Raw genomic sequence first — 22,772 nt, 5'->3', positions numbered from 1 at the left:
CGGACCGTACGGCGTTGGTCTCCCGGCAGCGGTCCTTCGCTCCTACAGTGGGTCCATGTCCCGCCGAGTCGGCACGGTACTCGCCGTCGCCTTCGCCCTCACCTACAACAACTGGGTGCTGTGGCCGCTGAACGGCGATCCGCGGGTGCTGGCCGGCTTCCTGTCCGAACTCGGCGCTGCGACCCAGCCGTTCCACACCGTGTTCCGCAACCTCGACATCTTGGCGGGCCTGCTCCTGCTGGTCACCATCGCCTGGGGCCGCCACCGGTGGGCCGGACGCCTGGCCCCGCCGCGGGTCACTCGCTGGGTGGTCGTCCTGCTCACGGTCTTCGCGGTCGGCGCGATCACGGACGCCTCCGTGCCGATGACCTGTTCCGCGACCCTGGACCCGGGCTGCCCTACGTTCGTCGATCCGAGGGACTGGCCCCTCAACCAGTGGGCGCACAGCATCGTCTCGGTGGTGCTGGAGAGCGCACTGGTGGCATCGATGGCGCTGGTCGCGCTGCGCGGATCCCAGCGGTGGCGTCGTCCGGCCCGCATCGCGCTTGCCATCAGCATCTCCGCGCACCTGACCATGCTGGTCCTCGCCGCGACCTGGCAGGGCGAAGCCGTTCCCCAGATGGTGCTGATGCTCACCCAGGGCGCCTGGATCATCCTGCTGGGCAGGGCCGGCGACCGGCCCACCCCCGTCCTGCCCCGGGCCGAAGGCCCTCAGGCCCGGCGGTCGACCACCAGGTAGGAGGCCAGCGCCACCGCCCCGGTGACCGCGAACACGCTCGGCCAGGAGCCGATCCGCTTCGCCAGCGGATGCGAGGCGCCGAAGGCGCCGACGTACAGCAGCCCCAGCGCCGCCGCCGTCACCGGGCCGCCCTTGGCGAGCCAGGTACGGCCGGCCCACAGGCCGCCGGCGAGCAGGGGCACGGTGCCGATCGGGCGGATCCCGGTCTCCCGGGCACTGATGTAGCCGCCCAGGATGCCGCTGGCGGCGATCAGCGCGGAGTTGACGTCCTCGGGGTGACGGATGTTGCCAAGCTTTCCCATGGGGCCAATCTAGGTCGTCGGGCAATGCCCCGCCCGGCGGTGCCGGCCGACGCCCAGTCGGTCACCTTGGGGCCGGCTGGGAATCCCCCCAGCCACCCCGAACCCGCCCCGGACCGGCCCCGAGGATGGCAGCGTTGACCCCATGACCGTGATGACCGCAGTCGCCCAGGGGGCCTGGGCCGGCGCCTCGTGGCCTCTCGGCGCCCATGTCTCCCCCTCGACCGGGTCGACCACCGTTGCCGTCCACGCCCCAGCCGCGACCCGCGTCGCCCTGGAGTCGTACGCCGAGGCCCTCGGCTCCCCGGCCACGGCCGCGGTCGAGATGGCGCGCGGCGCCGACGGGGCCTGGCGCGCCCAGGTCGACGGGCTGGGCCACGGCTCGCTCTACGCGTTCCGTTGCTGGGGCCGCAACTGGCCGTACGACCCGGCCTGGGAACCGGGCAGCGGCGCCGGATTCGTGAGCGACATCGACCAGGACGGCAACCGGTTCAACCCGAACAAGGTGCTCTTCGACCCGTACGCGCTGGAGATCACCCATGCCCCGCTGGACCCGAGGATCGGCGCGCTCGGCGGCGACGGCGGGTTCTGGGGTACCGGTGGGGCGGACTACCACGGCCGGCCGCGCCGCGAGGCCGACACCGCTGTCTGGGCACCGAAGGGCGTCGTGGTGGTCGACACCACCTCCCCCGGCGAGCACCCGCACATCGACGCCCACGTCTCCGCGGTGTACGAGGCGCACGTGAAGAACCTGACCATGCATCCGTCCGCGATCCGGCTGGGGGAGCTGCTCCACGGCGTGCCGGGCTTCGAGGACGTGGTGGACATCCCGGACGAGCTGCGCGGCACCTACCGGGCGGCCGGGATGATGGCCCCGTACCTGAAGGCGCTCGGCCTGACCACCATCGAGTTGCTGCCGGTGCAGGAGACCGACTCCAACGACATCGGCGAGACCCAGGGCGGTGCGAACCACTGGGGCTACATGACCATGGCCTACTTCGCCCCGAACCGCGACTACAGCTCGGACACCTCCTGGGGCGGCCCGACCCGGGAGTTCAAGGAGATGGTGCGCGCCTTCCACGAGCACGGGCTCGAGGTCTACATCGACGTCGTCTACAACCACACCGCCGAGGGCGGGAACGTGGGCGGCGACCCGGACACCACCGCGTTCACCAGCCTGGGCGGCTTCGCGGCCGACGAGTACTACGTGACGACAGCGGACCACGTCCTGCTGGACGGCGCCACCGGCACCGCCAACCAGGTCAACTTCTCCTCGGCCGCCGCGTGCCACCTGGTTCTCGACTCCCTGGCCTACTGGACCGACGTGATGGGGATCGACGGGTTCCGCTTCGACCTCGCCCCCGTGCTGGGGCGTACGCCCGATGACTGGCGACCCGACGACTGGGCCGACCAGAAGAAGTTCTTCCCCCAGCACCCGCTGCTGGAGGACATCGCCCGGCTCGGCGAGGAGCGGAACGTCGAGGTCGTCGCCGAGGCCTGGGACCTGTGGGGCTACGAGGTCGGCAACTTCCCGCCGGGCTGGGCCGAGTGGAACGGTCGCTACCGCGACGCCGTGCGCGGGTTCGCCAAGGGGGACGGGAACGTCCAGGCCCTGATGGACATGGTGAACGGGGACTACCGCCACTTCGCCGACCAGGGCGGGCCACAGCGCTCGATCAACTTCGTCACCGCCCACGACGGGTTCACGATGATGGACCTGGTCTCCTTCAACACCAAGCAGAACGACCAACCATTCCCGTTCGGCCCCTCCGACGGCGGCGCGGACGACAACACCTCCTGGGACTCCGGTGGCGACCACGCCCTGCGGCGCACCCGCTGGCGCAACTTCTGGACCCTGCTGTTCCTCTCCCGCGGGGTGCCGATGGTCGTCTCGGGCGACGAGTACGGGCGGACCCAGAACGGCAACAACAACCCCTGGGCGCTGAACACCGTGGGGATGTGGAACAACTGGGCCCAGGCCGTCTCCGAGGCCCCCACCCAGCTCCCGGTCGACCCACGCGACCCTGGGGCGTACGCGTACTACGACGTGGTCGGGCGGACCGACGCCCCCGCCGGCACCAACCCGCTGTTCACCTTCGCCGCGAACGTCGCGAACCTGCGCCGGGTGGAGCCTGCGCTTCGACAGCGCAACTGGGGCGATACGGAGGCCGACAACGGCGACGTCAGCTACCTCTTCCGCTCCCCGGACCTGGGGCAGGGCCCGGGCGAGAATGCGCGAGCACTGTCCCTGGGCATCGACGGGTCCTCGGCCGGCGGCAGCGACTACCTGGTGATGGTCAACATGGACGACCGACCGCGGACCTTCCAGGTCGCCCCCGACGGGGCCGGCTTCTGGAGGCGCCTGGTCGACACCGCCCCCTGGGCCGAGCCGGTCGGCAACCACTGGGACCCGGAGGCCGCCGACGTGATCCACGAGGGCGAGTACGTCGTCCACCCGTGGTCGATCGCGGTGCTGCGCCACGATGGAGAGCACCTCCCCGACCTCGGCCTGACCACGCAGATTTCTCTCTCCCCTGGGATCCACTACGCTACGTAGTGGAAAGGTAAGGAGGCCCATTGTGCTGATTGGCATACCGAGGGAGTCATCCCCATCCGAGAACCGGGTGGCGGCCACGCCGGCGACGACTCCCCAACTGGTCGCGCTCGGCTACGAGGTACTGGTGGAACGCGGTGCCGGGGCGCGGGCCGATTTCCCCGACGACGCGTACGTGCAGGCCGGTGCCCGCCTCGGCACCGCCCAGGAGGCCTGGGGAGCCGATGTGGTGCTCTCCTGCACCGAACCCACCCCTGAAGAACTGGCCCTGATGCATCCGGGGGCCACCCTCGTCTCGATGCTCTCCCCCGCCATCCGGCCCGAGGTCGCCGAGACGTACGCCACCGCCGGCATCAGTGCCCTGTCGCTGGACGCGGTCCCGCGCATCTCGCGCGCCCAGTCCCTGGACGTGCTGTCCTCGATGGCCAACATCGCCGGCTACCGCGCGGTGATCGAGGCCGCGGAGTCGTACGGCGGGATGTTCGCCGGTCAGGTGACCGCCGCGGGCAAGATGCCTCCGGCCAAGGTCTTCGTCGCCGGGGCCGGTGTCGCCGGTCTGGCAGCGATCGGCATCGCCGGGTCGATGGGCGCCCAGGTGCGCGCCTTCGACGTACGCCCCGAGGTGGGTGAGCAGATCGAGTCGATGGGCGCCCAGTTCGTCGAGGTCGGCGCGGTCGACGAGAACGTCTCCTCCGACGGCTACGCCAAGGAGATGACGGCCGACCAGGCCGAGCTCGCCGCGCGGATGTACGCCGACGAGTCCGCCAACGCCGACATCGTGATCACCACGGCGCAGATCCGCGGTCGCAGGGCCCCGGTCCTGCTGACCGCCGAGATGGTCGCGGCGATGAAGCCGGGCAGCGTGGTCGTCGACATGGCGGCCGGCAGCGGCGGCAACACCGAACTGACCCGCCCCGACGAGAAAGTCGTCACCGACAACGGCGTGACCATCATCGGCTGGACCGACCTCGCCGGCCGACTGCCGCGGCAGGCCTCGCAGCTGTTCGGCACCAACCTGGTCAACCTGCTCAAGCTGGTCACCCCGGCCAAGGACGGCCGGTTCGTGATCGACTTCGAGGACGAGGTCGTCCGGTCGATGACCGTGACCCGCAAGGGCGCCGTGACCTGGCCGCCACCGCCGGTGAAGGTGTCGGCGGCCCCCGCCGTCCCTGCCGCTGCACCGGTGGAACCGGTCCGGCCTGCCGAGGCCCCGGAGGTCGTCGCGAAGCGGCGCCGGACCCAGCGGCTCTATCTCGGCGCGCTGGCCATGGTGGCGTTCTTCGTCATCGGCGGACTGTCGCCGATCACCATCCTGGGGCACTGGATGGTGCTCATGCTGGCGGTGTTCGTCGGCTTCTACGTGATCAACAACGTCACCCACGCCCTGCACACACCGCTGATGGCCGAGACGAACGCGATCTCGGGCATCATCATGGTCGGCGCCCTGTTGCAGATGGGCAGTTCCAGCTGGGCGGTGACGATCATCTCGTGGATCGCCGTGCTCGTCGCCTCCATCAACGTCTTCGGCGGCTTCCTGGTGACCAACCGGATGCTCGCCATGTTCCGGAAGGCCTGAGCGATGATCACCCTCACGTCCTTGGTCCAGGCCGCGTACATCATCGCGGCCGTCCTCTTCATCCTCGCCCTCGCCGGCCTGTCCCGGCACGAGAGCGCCCGGATGGGCAACGCCTTCGGCATGCTCGGCATGTTCATCGCCGTCGGCGGTGTCATCACCCAGGCCGTCACCACCGCCCCGCGCGGGTTCTGGGTGACCTCCCTGCTGATCGGCTCGGCGATGCTGATCGGTGCCGCGATCGGCATCTGGCGTGCCCACACCGTCGAGATGACCGGCATGCCACAGCTGATCGCGATGCTGCACTCGTTCGTCGGCCTGGCCGCCGTGCTGGTCGGGTACAACTCCTTCCTCGATGTCGGGGCCGACCACAACGGCACCCACCTGATCGAGGTCGGTGTCGGTGTCCTGATCGGCGCCTACACGCTCACCGGCTCCCTGGTCGCGTTCGGCAAGCTCAGCGGGCGGCTGAAGTCCAAGCCGCTGATGATCCCGCAACGCAACCTGCTCAACCTGGTCGTCGTGGTGCTCTGCGCCGTCCTGATCGCCTGGTTCGTGCTCGTGCCCACCCTGCTGCCGCTGCTGCTGATGACGGTGCTCGGGCTGCTGCTGGGCTGGCACATGGTCTCCTCCATCGGAGGCGGGGACATGCCGGTCGTGGTCTCGATGCTCAACTCGTACTCCGGCTGGGCCGCGGCCGCCGCCGGCTTCATGCTCGGCAACGACCTGCTGATCGTCACCGGTGCCCTCGTCGGCTCCTCCGGCGCGATCCTGTCGTACATCATGTGCAAGGCGATGAACCGCTCGTTCATCTCGGTCATCCTCGGCGGCTTCGGCGAGGGCAGCTCGAAGGGCGACGCCGTCGTACGCGAGTACGGCGACTACCACGAGAGCACGGCCGCCGACGTGGCGCGCCAGCTGACCGAGGCGAAGTCGGTGGTGATCGCCCCCGGCTACGGCATGGCCGTGGCGCAGGCCCAGTACCCGGTGGCCGAGCTCACCCTGAAGCTGCGCGAGCGCGGGATCACCGTTCGGTTCGGCATCCACCCCGTCGCCGGTCGCCTGCCCGGGCACATGAACGTGCTGCTGGCCGAGGCGAGGGTGCCGTACGACATCGTGCTCGAGATGGACGAGATCAACCCGGACTTCGACAGGACCGACATGGTCCTGGTGATCGGCGCCAACGACACCGTCAACCCCGCCGCGCTGGACGAGCCCGACTCCCCGATCGCCGGTATGCCGGTGCTGGAGGTCTGGCACGCCAAGCAGGTCGTCGTGTTCAAGCGGTCGATGAACCCCGGCTACGCCGGCGTGCAGAACCCGCTGTTCTTCAAGGACAACACCGAGATGGTCTTCGGCGACGCGAAGGAGCGGGTGCAGGACATCATCGCGGCCCTGGACAGCCATCGTGCGGTGACCGTCGGCCAGCTCTGACAACCTGCCCGGATCGACACAGGCGCCCGGCCGGTGGAGCTCATCGCTCCCCTGCCGGGCGTTTGTCAGGCCGTGGCGTCCGTGACCGCGACCCTCCGCGTGACCGGCGGCAGCACCGACCAGGGGAAGTCGATCCAGCGGTCGGTGTAGCGCCACACATAGTCGGCGTTGAGCTTGGTGTGCGACTTCTCGTAGATCACTGCAGTGCGCGTCTCGGCGGCGTACTGCCGCAGGAAGTCCTGGGTGAACCTGAGGGTCGTGCCGGTGTCGGAGACGTCGTCGGCGATGAGGACCTTGAGGCCCTTGAGATCGTGTGGCTGGGGGCTCGGCGGGAGCAGGACGGGCGCGGGCAGGCGCTCGTCGACACCGGTGTAGAACTCCACGTTCATCTCGGTGATCTGCTTGATGTCCAGCGCGTAGCCGAGGGCGCCGCCGAACGGCAGTCCGCCGCGGGCGATGCACATGATGATGTCCGGCACGAAGTCGTCGTCGACGATCGTCTGGGCCACCTCGCGGACCGCAACCCCGAAATCGGCGTACGTCAGGACCTCGTGTTCCTCGTTCATGGCGAATACCCTAGCCCGCCGCTCCGGACTCCGATGCGGCGCACCCCGCGATCCGCGGTCCGGGCAGGGCTGCTCGGTGGGGTGAGCCGGATCTGACGCCCCAGGCCCGGCCCGAAGCCCAGTGCCAGGCGCGCACCGCGCCATTGCGTGGGTCCGACAACCTGCCGGTCCGGCTCGTCCGCTGGAGCGTCGGATTCGGCTCACGTTAGGGTGGCGGCATGCATCTGCGCTGGGCCGGACCACAGGACGCGGACCTGCTGCAGGAGGCACTCCTCGGCACGGTCAACTGGGATCCAGGGCGACCCCCGGTGGGCCGCGACGAACTGCTGCACAACCCGCAATTGGTGCGCTATCTGGCGACCTTCGAGGACGAGGGGGCCTTCGGCATCGTCGGCGAGGCGGAAGCGAGGCCGATCGGGGTGGTCTGGGCGGTCCGGTTCCGCGAGGATGCGCCCGGCTACGGGTTCGTCAGCGCCGAGGCCCCGGAGATCGGTCTGTGGGTGCGCCCGGACCATCGCGGACAGGGCCACGGCCACGAGTTGCTGGGTTCGCTGGTCCACGAGGCGCAACGTCGTCGGCTGCCGGGACTGAGCCTGTCAGTGGACTCGTTCAACCCGGCCGCCACGCTCTACCGCGAGTTCGGGTTCCGAACCGTCGGGACGAGCGGCGACTCCGAGACGATGCTGCTCACGCTCGGCTGAGGGCCGCGGCGAGGGCATGGATCCCGGGGGCCGCTCAGCCGACGGCCGCAGTATCGGGATCCACCGTGCCGGGCTCGACGCCCGGATCCACCGTGCCCGGATCAGCGGCGAGCTCCACCATCGCGGCGACCCGGTCGGGGTCACCGGCGAGCAGGATGAACTCCGTCGTCGACCGGGCGCCCGGACTGCCGACCTTGCGGCCCTTCCCGTCGTACACACCGATCACCGAACCGACGTAGCGCCGCGAGTCGAAGGCCAGCACCTCGACCGCGCCGCCCCGCGCCCGGCACATCTCCTCGACCTCGGCGCGACTGACGAAGGACTCGTCGTTGATCGACACGGCCACGACGTCGGCCCGGACCCCCTCGACCACCGAGGCGAGGGCCGCGGGCATCGTCCGGCGGCTGTTGAAGGGACTCTTGGTGGCGGCGTCGCGGCAGTCGACGCGCTTGCAGGCCACCCCGTACACCTCGGGGGCGTCCCAACGGACCAGCGTCTCCCAGACGTGGTAGTTCGTGTAGTAGCGGTGCTGGTTGTACGGGGAGTCGAGGTAGGCAAGGTCGACCCGATCCAGCTCATCCACCGCGCGCTGGGCGTCGGTGCGCACGGCCCGGCCGGTCCCCGGAGTGAAGGCGGGGACGGCGAGCCGCAGGCCGTTGTAGGAGCGCGGGGACCACTTCTTCAGGTACGCCATCTGCAGGCCCACGGTCGAGTCGACCGCATCCGCTGCCTCCAGCAGGCTGGTGAGCAGCACCGGCCACAGCCAGGTACCGGCCCAGCGGCGTTCGATCGCATCGCGGATGGCATCGATCCGGCGGCCGTTGTGCGGCTGGAAGTAGCGCGACCGGTGGCAGAACGTCTCGGTGACGTAGCCGTCGGTGCCGGGCAGCGCGTTGAGCTCGTCGATGGCTGCCCGGACGGCCGTCACGTCGACGGTCGCCGCATCGAGCTCGACGTACGTCCGGGCGAACACGTCGGCGTACGCGGCGGTGTCGACGGCCGTGACGTACGCCCCCTGCCGGCAGAACTCCTGGGCGACCCGCGTCGTGCCGGTGAACAGGTCCAGCGCCGTGCCCGCCTCCGCCGCCCGGGCCAGCCGGCCGAGGACGGGGACGAGGGTGCGCTTGGACCCGAGGTACTTGATCAAGCCGTCGCCTCAGCCGAGGTCACGGGCCGACCAGGTGTCGCACTTGTTCGGGTCGCCGGAGGTGTAGCCCGCCAGCAGCCACTTCTCGCGCTGGGCCGAGGACCCGTGGGTCCAGGACTCCCGGTCCACCCGGCCGCTGGTGTTCTGCTGGATCTTGTCGTCGCCGATCGCCTCAGCCGCCGACCGGGCCTCGAGGATGTCCTGCTTGCTGACCTCGGCGATCGGACCGTTGGGGTCCTTGCTGGCATTGGCGAACCAGACGCCGGCGAAGCAGTCGGCCTGCAGCTCGGAGCGGACGGCGGGCGAGCCGGCCCCGGTGCCGCCCTGCTGGACCCGGTCGAGCACGCCGATCTGGTTCTGGATGTGGTGGCCGTACTCGTGCGCCAGCACGTACGCCTCCACCGCGGGGGTCGACGCAGCTCCGAACTGCTGCTGCAGGGTGGTGAAGAACGACTCGTCCAGGTAGATCGACTCATCGGCCGGGCAGTAGAAGGGGCCGACCGCCGAGGTGGCGGTTCCGCAGCCGGTCTGGATCTGGCCGTTGAACATGGTGAACTGCTTGGGCGAGTGGTAGTCCTGCAGTGCCGCCGCCCAATAGTTGTTCAGCGAGTTCTCGTACACCACGAACCGGCACTCCGGGTTGGTCTCGGTGGCCTTGACGCTGGTGCAGTTCTGCAGGGTGTTCTGGCCGGTGTTGCCGGTGTCCCCGGACTGGCCGAGGATGCCGGTCGGGTCGATCCCAAAGAACAGGGCGACCAGGATCAGGATCAGCCCGCCGACGCCGCCGACGGCGATCCGGCCGCCGCCCGAGCCGCCACCGGACGAGGACCGCGACGGATCGAGGCTGGCATTCTCGTTGAACTTCATCAGCGTCTCCGAACTGCTCGCCGGACGGACCGGGACGACGGGACCGGGTGACTGCGCCGGTACCGGGACCGGCGTCGCGGCCCCATGATCGTATCCTGCCAGCCACCGCCGACACCGACAACGACCGGACGACCAGCCGCCGGCGCCGAATGGGACGGCTGGTCGGGGCGGTCTGCCGCAGGCTCGCTGGCTGGTTCGGGCGTCTGCCCAGGCTCGCCGACGGGACCGGGACGCACAGCGGCCCCGCCCGGGAGGGCGGGGCCGTGCGGGTCGGACGACGGGCGTCCGGACGGTCAAGGTCCGGTCGGTCAGCTCTGGCGGAAGTACGACAGCAGGCGCAGCAGCTCGGTGTAGAGCCACACCATCGAGACGGTGATGCCGAACGCGGCGACCCAGGACTGCTCGGCGGGGGCGCCGTTGCGGACGCCGTCCTCGATGGCGGCGAAGTCCACCAGCAGGTTCAGCGTGGCCAGGACGATCGCGACGGCGGTCACGATGAAGGCCAGGCCGCCGGCCTGCGGGCCGTAGCCGATGATCCCGGTGTGCACGCCGAACAGCGACAGCACGAAGTTGATCAGGTACACGACGGCCAGGCCGGCGGTGGCGATGAAGACGCCACGGGCGATCTTGTTCGCCTGCCGGTTGAGGTTGAAGACCTTGTAGCTGACCAGCACCATCGCCGCGACGACGAAGGTCGCCATGACGGCCTGCACGACGATTCCGGGGAACATCTGGTTCAGGAAGCGGGAGAAGACGCCGACGAAGACGCCCTCGAAGGCGGCGTACGCCACCACCATGCCGGGACGGACGCCACGGCGACCCACCACCATGAACGAGACGACGAGCGCCACGATGGCCGAGCCGATCCAGGCCACGCCACTGAGGGCGGGGGGAACGAGGAACCAGGCAGCGGCGGCCGCGAGCACGACCAGACCGAGGGTGAGGGCGGTCTTGGTGACGACGTCGTCCATCGTCATCCGTTCGACCGGACGGGGGGCTGCGTACGGATCGAAGCCCTGGCCCTGGTACTGCGGGGCGTAGCCGGACTGGTAACCGGCCTGCGGGCTGAACGCGGCGGAGCGGTTGAACACAGGATTATGAGTACGCATCAGCGTGGGGTTCCTTACGGGTCACGGGTTACGTACCCCATCGTACGGGGGCAAGGACGATCGCCCGACCGCCGGCAGTCCCGGACCCGGGACAAATCAGGTGGACCCCGGAGGTCGGGGTGTCGCGTCCCCCGCAGTCCTAGCATGGAGACGTGGCGTCGTTTCGCGGCAGCCGTCGAGGCGATGCAGCGCGGAAGGAGCGCACCTTGTCCACCATCGCCGTACGTCCCGAAGCACCCCCGGTCGATCGGTCCTGGGGCCCACTCTTCGTCATCGCCGGGATCGGTTCGATCGCCTTCGTCGCCCTGCTGCTCGCGGCACTCGCCCTTGACGTCGTCGCCCCTCCCCCGGTCCACGGGGGCGCCGCAACGCTGGAGTTCATCGCCGCCCACACCTCGGTGTACGTCGCCGAGCAGGTGCTGTGGATCGCGCCGAGCATCCTGGCGGTGCTGGTCTTCGTCGCGCTCTACTTCGCGCTGGCCGCCGCCCATCGCAGCCTGGCGCTGATCGGTTCGGTGGTCGGCGGGGTCGCGTACGCGCTGCTGCTGGCCATCCCCACCTCGAGCCGGGGAGCGCTGAGCCTGGTCTACCTCAGCGAGCGCTACATGGCCGCGGCACCGGGCGACCGGGCGACGTACGCCATCGCCGCCGAGACGATCATCGCCGAGAACAACACCCCGACGATCGCCGGCGTGCTGGCCACCGTGGGGATCCTGCTGGTCTCGATCCCGATGCTGCGCAGCGTGCTGCCGCGCTGGGTCGCCTGGCTGGGCGTCGCCACCGGCGCGATCGGCATCGTCAGCGAGCTGCTGCGCTACGCCGTGCCGCAGTTCTACTGGGGGTACGGGATCCTGCTGTGGGTCTGGTTCGTGGCGGTCGGGATCGCCCTGATCCGCCTCGGAATGCGGGTCCGTGGCCGGACCGGCGCGGGCTTCCGCACCGAGGGCGACGGCTGAGGCACCCCGCACGACACGACCGACGCACCCGGACGACGACGGTCTGCCTGCCCGACGACTGAGAGCACTCCGGACGCCGGAGACTCAGCCCCGCCCGAGGGCATGCCGCCGGGCGCCGCCGTCGTTCGTACGCCCCAGCAGCACGCCCGACAGCAGGAGGACGACCAAGCCGGCGGCCGGGACGACGAACAGGCCCCTCCGCAGCGTCGAGGCGTCCGCGATCAGGCCGACCACCGGTGGGGAGAGCAGGAACCCCAGCCGCATCAGCCAGGACACCAGGGTGAGGCCGGTGCCGTGGCGCAGCCCGGGCATCTCGTCGGCCTGGTGCATCACGGCCGGGATCAGGGTGGCAACGCCGAACCCGGCGGCGGCGAAGCCGAGGATCGTGCCCGGCAGGGTGGGGAAGGCCAGCGCGAGCCCCATCCCGACGGTCACCAGCAACGCGCCGGCGCGGGCGACGGCGCGCTGGCCGAAGCAGTCGACCAGTCGGTCACCGACCATCCTGCCGATGAACTGGGAGCCGACCAGGGCGACGTAGCCCGACACGGCGAGGGCCGCCGGGGCGCCGAGTTCGCTGGAGAGGTACAGGGTGGCCCAGGAGCTCCCTGAGTCCTCGACGATCGTGTCGGCGATGGCGATCAGCACCAGGGCCCCGAGCACCAACACGATCCGCGGGCTGACACCGGCACGGAAGGAGGACTCCATCTCCGCGACGTCCGCCACAGCCTCCTCGTCGGTCTCGTCGTCCCGGCCGGGCAGGGTGAACCGGAGGGTGACCACGGCGACGACCGAGAACACCACGGCCGAGATGGTCAGGTGCACCCCGATGGGCAGGCCGAGGGCGATCGCGGCGGCGGCCATCGCACCGCCCAGGACCGCACCGATCGACCAGACGGCGTGGAAGGTGTTGATGATGGAGCGCCCGTACCGGCGCTGCACGCGAAGTCCGTGGGCGTTCTGTGCCACGTCGGTGATCGCGTCCATCGCCCCGCCCAGGAAGAGTCCAATGGCGAAGACCGCGACGGAGGGTGCCGTGCCGGCGAGGAGGACGCCGAGGGCTGTCAGCAGCGTGCCCGCCACCGCAACCTTGCCCGACCCGAAGCGCCGGATCAGGACAGCGGCGCCCAGACCGGCGATGACGGCACCTGCCGGGAAGGCGGCCACCGCCAGGCCGTACGTGGTGTTCTGCAGGCCCAGGGCCGCCTTGATCTCGGGGTAGCGCGGCAGGATGTTGGCGAAGACCGCCCCGTTGGTGAGGAACAGCGCCGCCACCGCGCCCCGGGCCCGACGGTCGACGAGGGCCGGCCGGGCGCGATGTTCATCAACCATGCCCTCGATCCTGTCAGTCCGACCGTGGCCGGCGAAACCTGGGCTGCACCCCGCGCCGCCTGCCCCACGGCCACCTCGCCACCTCGCCCCCTCGCCACCTCGCCAGCAGCCGTCCCGGGGACCCCATGGCCCGGAGAACCTCGATGGGCGCCACGGCTGATGCCGCGGCGCCCATCCGTCGTCTCCACCAGGGAGGGGAGGAGTTACTTCTTCTTGGACTTCTTGGAGTCCTTCTTGTTCTTCTTCGACTTGTTCTTCGCCATGTCAGCACCTCCCTCTGTCCGTCAACAACGCATTGACCGAGAGTCAATCACAGATTGACGGTACCGTCAACTCCTGGTTGCCACCGGGCGCGTACGATGTCGCCATGAGCAAGGTCAGCCGACTCGACGACTGCCGTCGGGACCTCGACGCTTCCCTCGACGATTTCGACCGTGCGGTCGGCCCCAAGGAGTTGCTGGCGGCGGCCCGGGCCGTCCGCGCCTGCACCGAGGCCCTCGAACAGGCAGCGGTGCTCCAGGCCCGCGCCGACGGAGCCTCGTGGGCGAAGATCGGCGCCGCGTACGGGCTCACCAAGCAGGGCGCCCAGCAGCGCTTCCGTGAACGGGCCGCAGCCGCCGATGACAAGGCGATCGAGGCTCCTGGCTCCCCGGACATCCCCACCAGCACGCCATCGGAGGATGGCCGGGAGTGACCTCGGCGCACGGTCCGGACCGGACGCCCGACACGGACGCGACAGTCGTGGCGGGTGGGGTGCCCCCGATGGGATTCGAACCCATACTGCAGCGGGTTTAAGCCGCCTGCCTCTGCCATTGGGCTACGGGGGCGTGTCCGGATCGTACGTCACGCACGATCCGGCGTCTCAGGAGGTCGCGCGGCCCCCGGCGTGCAGGGCGCTGTCGGCGACCCCGTCCAGGATGTCGGTCTCGGAGACCAACAGGGTGGGGACGGACAGCCGGCGGGAGATCCGCTCCAGGATGAGCGCGCCGGCACTGATCACCTCGGCGCGCTGGGGGTGCAGCGAGGGAATGTCGCGCAGTTCGGCGACGGTGCTGGCGCAGAACCGCTCGGCCAGCCGCTGCAGTGCGGGCAGTTCCATCCGGGCGCCGTGCACCCGGTCCCGGTCGTACGCCGCCAGCTCCAGGTGAGCGGCCATCAGCGAGGTCACCGTGCCCGCGACGCCGACCCAGTCGCGGACGGAGGCGAAGTCGATGCCACTGGTGTCCAGGGCCGCGTCGATGATGGCGCGGGTGGCGGCGAGCTCGTCGGCGCCGGGCGGGTCGCCGGGCATCGAGCGTTCCCGCAGCCGGACCGAGCCGATGTCGAGGGAGACGGCCCGGCCCAGGCCTCCGTCCGGGTCGCCGAGGGCGAACTCGGTGGAGCCACCGCCCACGTCGGTGACCAGCACCGGTCCGGTGACCCCGACGCCCGCGGCCCGCAGGCCGGTGAGCGCCCCGGCGAACGACAGGGCGGCCTCCTGCCGGCCGGGGATGACCTCCGGGGCAACGCCGAGCCGGGCCCGGACGCCCTCGGTGAAGGCCTCCAGGTTGCGGACGTCGCGGGCGGCCGAGGTGGCGACCATCCGGAGGTGCTCCGGGGCGATGCCCGCCTCGCGGATGATCGCGGCGTACTCGTCCAGGGCCGCGAACGTACGGGCCAGCGCGGCCCTCGAGAACTCGCCGGTCGCGTCCACGCCCTCCCCCAGCCGGACCAGGCGCAGCTGACGGGTCAGCTCCCGCACCGGACCCTGCGGGGTGTCGGCCTCGATCACCAGCAGGCGCACCGAGTTGGTCCCGCAGTCGATACCGGCGGCGCGCATCAGAGCGTGGCCCCGTCGGCGGGGACGTCCTCCAGGCAGGGACGCGCCCAGAACTCGCCCAGGGCGGCCAGGGTCTCGTCGCCGAGCGGGTTGACGCCGGGGCCGGCGGCCAGCGAGTGCCCGGCGAGGACGTGCAGGCACTTGACCCGGGTCGGCATACCGCCGGCGCTGATGCCGTCGATCTCCGCCACGTGGCCGAGGGCCTCGCGGTCGGCCAGGTAGGCCTCGTGGGCGCGGCGGTAGGCGGCGGCCAGCTCCTCGTCGGTCCCCAGGCGCGCTGTCATCTCCAGCATCAGCCCGGAGGCCTCCAGCGTGGAGCAGGCCGAGGTGGCGCGCGGGCAGGTCAGGTAGTACGTGGTCGGGAAGGGCGTACCGTCCGGCAGGCGGGGCTCGGTGGCTACCACGCCCGGCTTGCCGCAGGGGCAGCGCCAGGCGACGCCGACGACGCCGCGGGGCATCCTCCCGAGCTGCTCGGTGATCACCTGCTCGTCCTGGGGGCTCATCGGTTCGACCATGGGGGCAAGTCTCCCACGACCCGCCGACACCGCCGGCACCCTTCCGGCCCGGACCCGTGGCAGCCTCAGGGCGTGGGCGAGGCAGACGCCGATGGTACGGCCGAGGTGGAGGTGCCGCCAGCGGCGGCGGAGCGTGCGGGAGTCGGGGTTGGAGTCGGGGTGGGCGAGGGCGTCCCGACCGGGGCACCACCGGGCAGCGGGCGGTCGGCGGTGTGGGCACCGGACCACAGCTTCAGCCACCAGGCGTCCGCCTCGGGGGTCTCCTGGTCGCTACGCCTGGTGTCCAGCGTGGCGCCCTCCACGGGCTTGCCGTCGGGGCCGATGACGCGGTAGCCGGTCTCCCCCGGCACCACCCAGCCGTACCGCTCCCGCGCCTGCTGCTTCACGTACGCCGGGTCGTCCCACTGGCCGATCCGGTGGTCGAGGTCCTCGATGGCCTTCTGGCGGTCCTGGATGGAGGTGCGCAACTGCGCGATCTGGTGCTGCTGGCGGAAGTAGACCTGCAGGCTGGCGGCCCCGGAGATCAGCAGGACGGCGAGCACGGTGACCAGGGCGACGAGCCGTACGGCAGCACTCGGCTGGCCCGGGCGCGTCGGGCGGCCCGAATCGTCCGCGTACGGCCCCGCGGCAGGCGCCGGCGAATCCGGTCGCCGGGACGAATTGCGGGAGCCGGACCGGTTCCGAGGCTCTCCTCGGTCCGGTCCGGCTCCTTGCTTCCTGTGTCCCTGGTCCGTCACGCGTTCCAGTGTGGCCGATCAGGGCGTGAAATCACGCCTGGAAACGCGGGAAGGCGCGGCGGCCGGCGTACTCGGAGGCCTCGTCGAGCTCCTCCTCGATGCGGAGCAGCTGGTTGTACTTGGCGACACGGTCGGTACGGGCCGGGGCACCGGTCTTGATCTGGCCACAGCCACAGGCGACGGCCAGGTCGGCGATGGTGACGTCCTCGGTCTCGCCCGAGCGGTGCGACATCATCGTACGGAAGCCGTTGCGGTGGGCCAGGTCGACAGCGTCCAGGGTCTCGGTGAGGGTACCGATCTGGTTCACCTTGACCAGCAGGGCGTTGGCCGACTTCTCGTCGATGCCGCGCTGCAGGCGCTCCACGTTGGTGACGAACAGGTCGTCGCCGACGATCTGGATCTTGTCGCCGAGCTGGGCGGTCATTTTCGCCCAGCCCTCCCAGTCCTCCTCGTTCAGCGGGTCCTCGATCGAGACGATCGGGAAGCGCTCGGCCCAGTCGGCGTAGATGGCGACCATCTCGGCGGCGGTCTTCTCGGCACCCTCGAAGGTGTACTTGCCGTCGTTGTGGAACTCGGAGGCGGCGACGTCCAGGGCCATCGCGACGTCCTGGCCCGGGGTCAGGCCGGCGGCCTCGATCGCCTCGGAGATCAGCTCCAGGGCTGCGACGTTGGACTCCAGGTTGGGGGCGAAGCCGCCCTCGTCGCCAAGACCGGTGGACAGGCCCTTCTTGTTGAGGACCTTCTTCAGGGAGTGGTAGACGCGGGCGCCCCACTCGAGGGCCTCACGGAACGAGCTGGCGCCGATCGGAGCGATCATGAACTCCTGGACGTCGACGTTGGAGTCGGCGTGCGAGCCACCGTTGAGGATGTTCATCATCGGGACGGGCAGGATGTGCGCGGAGGGGCCACCGACGTAGCGGTAGAGCGGCAGGCCGGCGGAAGCGGCGGCGGCGTGGGCCACGGCGAGGGAGACGCCGAGGATGGCGTTCGCGCCGAGCTTGGCCTTGTTCGGGGTGCCGTCCAGGTCGAGCATGGCCTGGTCGACGATGCGCTGCTCGGAGGCCTCGAGGCCGAGGAGCTCCGGGCCGATCTGCTCGATGACGTTCTCGACGGCCTTCAGGACGCCCTTGCCGCCGTAGCGGGAATCGTCACCGTCACGCAGCTCGACGGCCTCGAACTGGCCGGTGGAGGCGCCGGAAGGGACGTCGGCGCGGCCCTGGGTGTCGTCGTCGAGGATGACCTCGACCTCGACGGTCGGGTTGCCACGCGAGTCGAGAATCTCGCGTGCGTCGATGAATTCGATGCTTGCCACGTTGGTTGCCTTTCGATCAGCCTCTGACGTGCGCGGCCCTGCCCCGAGACGGGGTGACCACGCTTGGTGACAGCCTAGACACACGAGGGCCGGGCGATGGGGGCACCCCCGCCCAATCGGTCAGGACGGGTCTGTCTCGGCGCGCACGATCGCTTCCTCGAGGGTGCGCAGCGCGTCGCGGGTGACCTGTTCGGGGTCCAGGCCGCTGGCCCGGGCCCGGCTGACCAGGCCGAGGATCGTACGACCCAGCTCGTCGGCCTCGATCGGCTCGGTCGGCAGGTCGATGCCCTGCCCGGCCAGGTCGACCCCGTGGGAGCCTGACCGTCCGATCACCTTGCTGGCCCGGTGCATGGCCGAGAGCTGGTGCGGGACCCCCTCCAGGGTGGACGTACGCCCCTTCAGCAGGCGCTTGCGCTGCTCCCAGGTGGCGTCGAGGTCGTCGGGGACGTCCTCGGCCTCGAAGATGTACGGGTGCCGGGCGATCAGCTTGTCCGCCACCGCGCGGGCGACGTCGTCGATGTCGAAGCCGTCGGAGCGCTCGGCGGCGATGGTGGCGTGGAAGACCACCTGCAGCAGCAGGTCGCCGAGCTCCTCGCGCAGGTGCTCCTCGACCCCGGACTCGATCGCCTCGACCGTCTCCATGGTCTCCTCGACCAGGTACTGCACCAGCGACTCGTGGGTCTGCTCGGCATCCCAGGGGCAGTCGGTGCGCAGGATGCCCATCACCTCGATGAAGCGGTCCAGCTGCGGGTGGGCCGCCCCGATCCGGGCGACCGGGACCTCACGGGGTGCCACCGGCGCTCAGCGCACCGTGACCGGCACCGACAGCGATCCGGTGCCGGAGACCAGACTCATCTGCTGGGTGTCCCAGCTGCCGTAGCGCGGGTTGACCCGGATGCTGGTGTTGACCTGCTGGGCGGCGATCGCCTCGGCACCCAGGGCCTTCTGCGCATAGACGATGTCTCCGACGGCCACCGCGTACGGGCGGGCGTCGGGAACGTCGGCGATCTGGGTGCCGCCGGAGATCGAGGCCAGGGCGGCGTCGCGGTCGGCCGGGGTGATCGGCTGGCCGGCCTTCTCGGCGGCACTGTCGGCGAGCGCCTGGGCGACCAGGGCGGCGACCACCAGCTGCTGGTCACGCAGGGTCGCACTGTCCCCCCGCACCGTCTTCGCGACGGCGTCGGCGGTCCTCTCGACCTCGGTCACGGACACCCGCCTGCCGTCGATCACGACCGCATCGGAGCCGGAGCCGCCTGCGCAGCCCGACAACGTGAGGATAAGTGCTCCCGCCGAGGCGAGGGCGGGCAGTGCGCGAAGCGCCATGATGTCTCCCGTCGAGGGTGGTGGTCGTGGTGATCCTACGCGCTGGTGGAGCCGGCCCGGGCCCGGGCCGTCCCCGCGGAGGTGCCGACATCGCCCCCGCTCCCCTGCGCCTCTCCGGGCGGGGCCGGCACGGTCAGCAGGTCCCGTACGACGCCGACGGCCCAGGCGAGCAGGTCACGGTTCTGCAGCGGCTTGCCGCCCAGCGGCGCCGTGGCGGGCCGCGGGATCAGTACCTGGCCGGCCGGTGTCTTGTAGACGCTCCTGGGGTACAACCGGGCCAGCTTGAGCTGGCGCGACTCGGGGAGCTGGACCGGGGAGAATCGTACGTTGGAGCCCTGCACGATCACCTCGCGCAGCCCGGCCGCCTTGGCGATCAGCCGGAAGCGGGCGACCTCCAGGAGGGTCTCGACCGGCTCGGGCAGCGGGCCGTAGCGGTCCTGGAGCTCGGCGCGGACCTCGGCGATGTCGGCGTCCGAGCGGACCTCGGCGATCGTCTTGTACATCTCCAGCCGCAGGCGCTCCGAGCCGATGTAGTCCTCCGGCAGGTGCGCGTCGACCGGTAGCTCGATCCGGGTGTCCGGCTCGGCCTCCTCGGGGCGGTCGCCGCGGTAGTTGGCGACCGCCTCACCGACCAGCCGGATGTACAGGTCGAAGCCGACGTCGGCGATGTGGCCCGACTGTTCCCCGCCGAGCAGGTTGCCGGCACCGCGCATCTCCAGGTCCTTGGTGGCGATCGCCATGCCGGCGCCGATATCGGTGTTGGCGGCCAGCGTCGCCAGCCGGTCGTGCGCCTCCTGCGACAGCGGCTTGTCGGCCGGGTACAGGAAGTAGCAGTAGCCCCGCTCGCGGCTGCGGCCGACGCGCCCGCGCAGCTGGTGCAGCTGGGACAGGCCCATCCGGTCGGCCCGGTCGACGATCAGGGTGTTGGCGCTGGCGATGTCCAGGCCCGCCTCGACGATGGTGGTGGCGACCAGCACGTCGGCCCGCCGCTCCCAGAAGTCGAGCATCACCTGTTCGAGCCGGCGCTCCCCCATCTGGCCGTGCGCGATCACCACCCGCGCCTCCGGGACCAGCTCACGGATCCGGGCGGCCGCCTTGTCGATGGTCTGCACCCGGTTGTGGACGAAGAAGACCTGGCCCTCGCGCAGCAGCTCGCGCCGGATCGCGGCGGTGACCTGGCCCTCGTCGTACGCCCCGGCGAAGGTGAGCACCGGGTGGCGCTCCTCGGGGGGCGTGGCGATGGTCGACATCTCACGGATGCCGGTGATCGCCATCTCCAGGGTGCGCGGGATCGGGGTGGCCGACATGGCGAGCACGTCGACGTTCATCCGCAGCTTCTTCAGCTGCTCCTTGTGCTCCACGCCGAAGCGCTGCTCCTCGTCGATGATCACCAGCCCGAGGTCCTTGAACACGATCTCCTGCGACAGCAGCCGGTGGGTGCCGACGATGACGTCGATCCTGCCCGCGCTGAGGTCCTCGATAACCTGGCGGGACTCCTTCTCGGTCTGGAAGCGCGAGAGCGCGGCGACCCGGATCGGGAAGCCCGCGTACCGCTCGGAGAAGGTGTTGTAGTGCTGGGTGACCAGCAGCGTGGTAGGCACCAGGATGGCGACCTGCTTGGAGTCCATCACGGCCTTGAACGCGGCGCGGACGGCGATCTCGGTCTTGCCGTAGCCGACGTCACCGCAGATCAGCCGGTCCATCGGGACGGTCTGCTCCATGTCGCTCTTGACCTCGTCGATGGCGGACAGCTGGTCGGGGGTCTCGGTGTAGTCGAAGGCGTCCTCCAGCTCGCGCTGCATGGTGCTGTCGGGGCTGAAGGCGAAGCCCTTGCTGGCCCGGCGGGCGGCGTAGAGCCGGACGAGTTCCCCGGCGATCTCCTTGACCGCGGACCGTGCCCGCGACTTGCGCTTGGCCCAGTCCGAACCACCCATCTTGTCCAGCACCGGCGTCTCGCCGCCCACGTAGCGGGTGACCTGGTCGAGCTGCTCCATCGGGACGAACACCCGGTCGCCGGGCTGGCCCTTCTTGCTGGCCGCGTACTCGATCACCATGTAGTCGCGGGTGGCGCCCGCGACGGTCCGCTGGATCATCTCGACGTAGCGGCCGACACCGTGGTGCTCGTGCACGACCGGGTCGCCGGGCTTCAGCTCCAGCGGGTCGATGGCCTTCTTGCGCCGACCCGGCATCTTGCGCTCGACCCGGTCGGTCTGGGCCCGGCCGGACAGGTCCCCGGCGGTCCACACGGCCAGCCGTACGCCGTCGGCCAGGAAGCCGTGCCGGATGCCGGTGGTGACCAGTTCCACGACGCCCTCGACCGGCGGCTCGGCGACGTCCTCGACCACCCGGGCGGCGACGTCGTGCTCGGCCAGCAGTTCGGCGAGCCGCTGGGTGGTGCCGTGTCCCTCGGCCGACATCACGACCCGCCAGCCGGTGCGGACTGCGGCGGAGATCTCGGCGACAGCACGTTCGATGTCGCCGGCCCAGCTCTGGGCGTCCCGGGCCCGGATCGTACGGATCGGGGTGGCGCCGGCGGCGATGTGGGCGAGCGCCTCGGCGGCCGAGTCGTGGCCCTCGTCGGGCGCGACGGCGAACGGCGCAAGGGTCCACCAGGACTGGCCGAGCTCCAGCACGTGGGAGCGGACGTCGCCGAGCGGCTGGTAGCCGGAGGCGCGCAGGTCGATCGGGGCGCGGCCGCCGGAGGCCGCGGCGGCCCAGCCGGCCTGCAGGAACTCCTCGGAGGTCGCGACCAGGTCGGAGGCACGGCCGCGGACCAGCTCGGGGTCGGCGACCAGCACCATCGCGTCGGCGGGCAGCACGTCGACCAGCAGCTCCATCCGGTCGACCAGGGCCGGCGCCAGCGACTCCATCCCGTCGGCGCCCAGCCCCTCGGCGATCCGGTCGAGCATGTCGGTCAGCTCGGGGTGGTCGGCGACCAGCGCCTCGGCCCGGGCCCGGACCTGGGGGGTCATCAGCAGCTCGCGGCACGGGGAGCAGACGACCTCGTCGACCTGGTGCTCGGTGGAGCGCTGGTCGGCCACCATGAAGTAGCGCATGTCATCGACCGTGTCGCCGAAGAAGTCGATCCGGACCGGGTGCTCCTGGACCGGCGGGAACACGTCGACGATGCCGCCGCGGACCGCGAACTCGCCGCGGCGCTGCACCATGTCGACCGGCAGGTAGGCGGCCGCGACCAGTGCCTCGGCGATGTCGTCGATGCTGTGGTCCTCCCCGCGGCGCAACCGGACCGGCGCGATGTCGGCCAGGCCGGCCACCTGCGGCTGCAGCACGGCACGGACCGGTGCCACGACGACCCGCGGGGCCGGACGCTCGTCCTTGCCGGCCAGCCGGCGCAGCACCTCCATCCGGCGTCCCACGGTGTCGGAACGGGGGCTCAGCCGCTCGTGCGGCAGCGTCTCCCAGGCCGGGTAGTAGGCCGCCAGATCGTGGCCGAGCAGGGCCTGCAGGGCGGCGACCTGCTCCTCCGCCTCGCGGTAGGTGGAGGTGACCAGCAGGATCGTACGCTCGGTGCGCCGCACCAGCTCGGCGGTCAGGAAGGCGCGCAACGAGGTGGGCGCCGTGATGTCGCAGGTGTGCAGGACCCCGGCACGCGCGTCCTCCACGCACTCGGCGATGGTGGGCTCGGTGCCCAACAGGTCGAGGATGCCGGCGAGCTTGCCCGTCACGTGTTCGGTCACCGCACCACGGTAGCGCGCCGGTCTGACAGCGGGCCCGCTCGCGGTTCGTTCCGGCGCCGGGCCCTCCGGTGTCACCGCCGTCGCCTACCCTGAG

The 22,772-nt window shown here is 70.9% G+C and carries 20 protein-coding genes and 1 tRNA gene; 7 read left to right on the top strand and 14 right to left on the bottom strand.

Annotation, left to right across the window (positions count from 1 at the left end):
* The first annotated feature begins 55 nt into the window (after positions 1-55).
* Complete coding sequence (locus tag GA0111570_RS01035) at positions 56-739, top strand: DUF998 domain-containing protein (RefSeq protein WP_092605477.1); 684 nt, start codon at positions 56-58, stop codon at positions 737-739.
* Here the strand turns inward: GA0111570_RS01035 and GA0111570_RS01030 are convergent.
* Entirely contained in the window at positions 712-1,041 is a 330-nt protein-coding gene (locus tag GA0111570_RS01030) for a hypothetical protein (protein ID WP_092605475.1), read from the bottom strand. The two genes, GA0111570_RS01035 and GA0111570_RS01030, sit on opposite strands and share 28 nt — an antisense overlap.
* A 142-nt stretch (positions 1,042-1,183) precedes the next feature.
* Between GA0111570_RS01030 and GA0111570_RS01025 the strand changes: the two genes are divergently transcribed.
* The 3 genes from GA0111570_RS01025 to pntB are packed head-to-tail and all read left to right on the top strand — an operon-like array spanning position 1,184 to position 6,599.
* Complete coding sequence (locus tag GA0111570_RS01025; protein ID WP_092605473.1) at positions 1,184-3,595, top strand: alpha-amylase family glycosyl hydrolase; 2,412 nt, start codon at positions 1,184-1,186, stop codon at positions 3,593-3,595.
* 22 nt (positions 3,596-3,617) lie between these two features.
* Entirely contained in the window at positions 3,618-5,168 is a 1,551-nt protein-coding gene (locus GA0111570_RS01020; RefSeq protein WP_092605471.1) for a Re/Si-specific NAD(P)(+) transhydrogenase subunit alpha, read from the top strand.
* A gap of 3 nt (positions 5,169-5,171) precedes the next feature.
* Positions 5,172-6,599 carry a Re/Si-specific NAD(P)(+) transhydrogenase subunit beta gene (gene pntB, locus GA0111570_RS01015; protein ID WP_092605469.1) on the top strand — a complete coding sequence of 476 codons (1,428 nt, stop codon included), beginning with the start codon at positions 5,172-5,174 and terminating at the stop codon, positions 6,597-6,599.
* A gap of 65 nt (positions 6,600-6,664) precedes the next feature.
* Here pntB and GA0111570_RS01010 read toward each other — a convergent pair whose 3' ends face one another.
* Complete coding sequence (locus tag GA0111570_RS01010; RefSeq protein ID WP_092605467.1) at positions 6,665-7,165, bottom strand: phosphoribosyltransferase; 501 nt, start codon at positions 7,163-7,165, stop codon at positions 6,665-6,667.
* A gap of 218 nt (positions 7,166-7,383) precedes the next feature.
* On the opposite strand from GA0111570_RS01010, the gene GA0111570_RS01005 reads away from it, so the two are divergent.
* Positions 7,384-7,866 (top strand): GNAT family N-acetyltransferase, encoded by a 483-nt coding sequence (locus GA0111570_RS01005; protein WP_092605465.1) that lies wholly within the window; start codon positions 7,384-7,386, stop codon positions 7,864-7,866.
* Between the two features lie 34 nt (positions 7,867-7,900).
* On the opposite strand, the gene GA0111570_RS01000 is transcribed toward GA0111570_RS01005, so the two are convergent.
* The 3 genes from GA0111570_RS01000 to GA0111570_RS00990 all read right to left on the bottom strand — a co-directional run bounded on the left by GA0111570_RS01000 (position 7,901) and on the right by GA0111570_RS00990 (position 10,989).
* Positions 7,901-9,013, bottom strand: a complete 1,113-nt coding sequence (locus tag GA0111570_RS01000) for a DNA adenine methylase (RefSeq protein WP_092605463.1) — start codon at positions 9,011-9,013, stop codon at positions 7,901-7,903.
* Between the two features lie 9 nt (positions 9,014-9,022).
* On the bottom strand, positions 9,023-9,880 hold the full coding sequence (gene ypfJ, locus GA0111570_RS00995) for a KPN_02809 family neutral zinc metallopeptidase (RefSeq protein ID WP_092605461.1): 858 nt from the start codon (positions 9,878-9,880) through the stop codon (positions 9,023-9,025).
* A 308-nt stretch (positions 9,881-10,188) separates the two neighbouring features.
* On the bottom strand, positions 10,189-10,989 hold the full coding sequence (locus GA0111570_RS00990; protein ID WP_092605459.1) for a Bax inhibitor-1/YccA family protein: 801 nt from the start codon (positions 10,987-10,989) through the stop codon (positions 10,189-10,191).
* 206 nt (positions 10,990-11,195) lie between these two features.
* Between GA0111570_RS00990 and GA0111570_RS00985 the strand changes: the two genes are divergently transcribed.
* Positions 11,196-11,945: a DUF4386 family protein gene (locus GA0111570_RS00985; protein WP_175557263.1), complete on the top strand. Its 750-nt coding sequence runs from the start codon at positions 11,196-11,198 to the stop codon at positions 11,943-11,945.
* Between the two features lie 84 nt (positions 11,946-12,029).
* Here GA0111570_RS00985 and GA0111570_RS00980 read toward each other — a convergent pair whose 3' ends face one another.
* Entirely contained in the window at positions 12,030-13,274 is a 1,245-nt protein-coding gene (locus GA0111570_RS00980; protein WP_092605455.1) for an MFS transporter, read from the bottom strand.
* Positions 13,275-13,641: 367 nt separating this feature from the next.
* Between GA0111570_RS00980 and GA0111570_RS00975 the strand changes: the two genes are divergently transcribed.
* A complete protein-coding gene (locus GA0111570_RS00975; RefSeq protein WP_092605453.1) occupies positions 13,642-13,968 on the top strand; it encodes a hypothetical protein in 327 nt (108 codons plus the stop codon).
* Between the two features lie 60 nt (positions 13,969-14,028).
* Here GA0111570_RS00975 and GA0111570_RS00970 read toward each other — a convergent pair.
* From GA0111570_RS00970 to mfd, 8 genes are all read right to left on the bottom strand, one after another.
* Positions 14,029-14,101 (bottom strand) — tRNA-Leu (locus tag GA0111570_RS00970).
* A 35-nt stretch (positions 14,102-14,136) separates the two neighbouring features.
* Positions 14,137-15,093 carry a Ppx/GppA phosphatase family protein gene (locus GA0111570_RS00965; RefSeq protein WP_092605451.1) on the bottom strand — a complete coding sequence of 319 codons (957 nt, stop codon included), beginning with the start codon at positions 15,091-15,093 and terminating at the stop codon, positions 14,137-14,139.
* Positions 15,093-15,608, bottom strand: a complete 516-nt coding sequence (locus tag GA0111570_RS00960; protein ID WP_092605449.1) for a DUF501 domain-containing protein — start codon at positions 15,606-15,608, stop codon at positions 15,093-15,095. Before GA0111570_RS00960 ends, GA0111570_RS00965 begins: the two co-directional genes overlap by 1 nt.
* A gap of 65 nt (positions 15,609-15,673) precedes the next feature.
* Positions 15,674-16,150 carry an FtsB family cell division protein gene (locus GA0111570_RS00955; RefSeq protein ID WP_175557262.1) on the bottom strand — a complete coding sequence of 159 codons (477 nt, stop codon included), beginning with the start codon at positions 16,148-16,150 and terminating at the stop codon, positions 15,674-15,676.
* Between the two features lie 226 nt (positions 16,151-16,376).
* Entirely contained in the window at positions 16,377-17,657 is a 1,281-nt protein-coding gene (gene eno / locus GA0111570_RS00950) for a phosphopyruvate hydratase (RefSeq protein ID WP_092605445.1), read from the bottom strand.
* A gap of 120 nt (positions 17,658-17,777) precedes the next feature.
* A complete protein-coding gene (locus GA0111570_RS00945) occupies positions 17,778-18,380 on the bottom strand; it encodes a nucleoside triphosphate pyrophosphohydrolase (protein ID WP_092605980.1) in 603 nt (200 codons plus the stop codon).
* Between the two features lie 78 nt (positions 18,381-18,458).
* Positions 18,459-18,980, bottom strand: a complete 522-nt coding sequence (locus GA0111570_RS00940; protein ID WP_139283109.1) for a hypothetical protein — start codon at positions 18,978-18,980, stop codon at positions 18,459-18,461.
* 35 nt (positions 18,981-19,015) lie between these two features.
* Positions 19,016-22,678 carry a transcription-repair coupling factor gene (mfd, locus tag GA0111570_RS00935; protein WP_092605441.1) on the bottom strand — a complete coding sequence of 1,221 codons (3,663 nt, stop codon included), beginning with the start codon at positions 22,676-22,678 and terminating at the stop codon, positions 19,016-19,018.
* Positions 22,679-22,772: the final 94 nt, after the last annotated feature.

The sequence above is a fragment of the Raineyella antarctica genome (genome assembly GCF_900092135.1).
In the GTDB taxonomy this organism is placed as follows: domain Bacteria; phylum Actinomycetota; class Actinomycetes; order Propionibacteriales; family Propionibacteriaceae; genus Raineyella; species Raineyella antarctica.
This window is presented reverse-complemented; position numbering and strand designations above follow the sequence as displayed.

What these genes read in the sequence shown, in the direction of transcription:
- GA0111570_RS00990 (WP_092605459.1), bottom strand. Translation starts at nt 10,989, where the DNA reads ATGCGTACTCATAATCCTGTGTTCAACCGCTCCGCCGCGTTCAGCCCG.
- GA0111570_RS01030 (WP_092605475.1), bottom strand. Translation starts at nt 1,041, where the DNA reads ATGGGAAAGCTTGGCAACATCCGTCACCCCGAGGACGTCAACTCCGCG.
- GA0111570_RS01010 (WP_092605467.1), bottom strand. Translation starts at nt 7,165, where the DNA reads ATGAACGAGGAACACGAGGTCCTGACGTACGCCGATTTCGGGGTTGCG.
- pntB (WP_092605469.1), top strand. Translation starts at nt 5,172, where the DNA reads ATGATCACCCTCACGTCCTTGGTCCAGGCCGCGTACATCATCGCGGCC.
- GA0111570_RS01005 (WP_092605465.1), top strand. Translation starts at nt 7,384, where the DNA reads ATGCATCTGCGCTGGGCCGGACCACAGGACGCGGACCTGCTGCAGGAG.
- GA0111570_RS00945 (WP_092605980.1), bottom strand. Translation starts at nt 18,380, where the DNA reads ATGGGCATCCTGCGCACCGACTGCCCCTGGGATGCCGAGCAGACCCAC.
- GA0111570_RS00965 (WP_092605451.1), bottom strand. Translation starts at nt 15,093, where the DNA reads ATGCGCGCCGCCGGTATCGACTGCGGGACCAACTCGGTGCGCCTGCTG.
- GA0111570_RS01025 (WP_092605473.1), top strand. Translation starts at nt 1,184, where the DNA reads ATGACCGTGATGACCGCAGTCGCCCAGGGGGCCTGGGCCGGCGCCTCG.
- ypfJ (WP_092605461.1), bottom strand. Translation starts at nt 9,880, where the DNA reads ATGAAGTTCAACGAGAATGCCAGCCTCGATCCGTCGCGGTCCTCGTCC.
- GA0111570_RS00975 (WP_092605453.1), top strand. Translation starts at nt 13,642, where the DNA reads ATGAGCAAGGTCAGCCGACTCGACGACTGCCGTCGGGACCTCGACGCT.
- GA0111570_RS00980 (WP_092605455.1), bottom strand. Translation starts at nt 13,274, where the DNA reads ATGGTTGATGAACATCGCGCCCGGCCGGCCCTCGTCGACCGTCGGGCC.
- GA0111570_RS00940 (WP_139283109.1), bottom strand. Translation starts at nt 18,980, where the DNA reads ATGGCGCTTCGCGCACTGCCCGCCCTCGCCTCGGCGGGAGCACTTATC.
- GA0111570_RS00960 (WP_092605449.1), bottom strand. Translation starts at nt 15,608, where the DNA reads ATGGTCGAACCGATGAGCCCCCAGGACGAGCAGGTGATCACCGAGCAG.
- GA0111570_RS01035 (WP_092605477.1), top strand. Translation starts at nt 56, where the DNA reads ATGTCCCGCCGAGTCGGCACGGTACTCGCCGTCGCCTTCGCCCTCACC.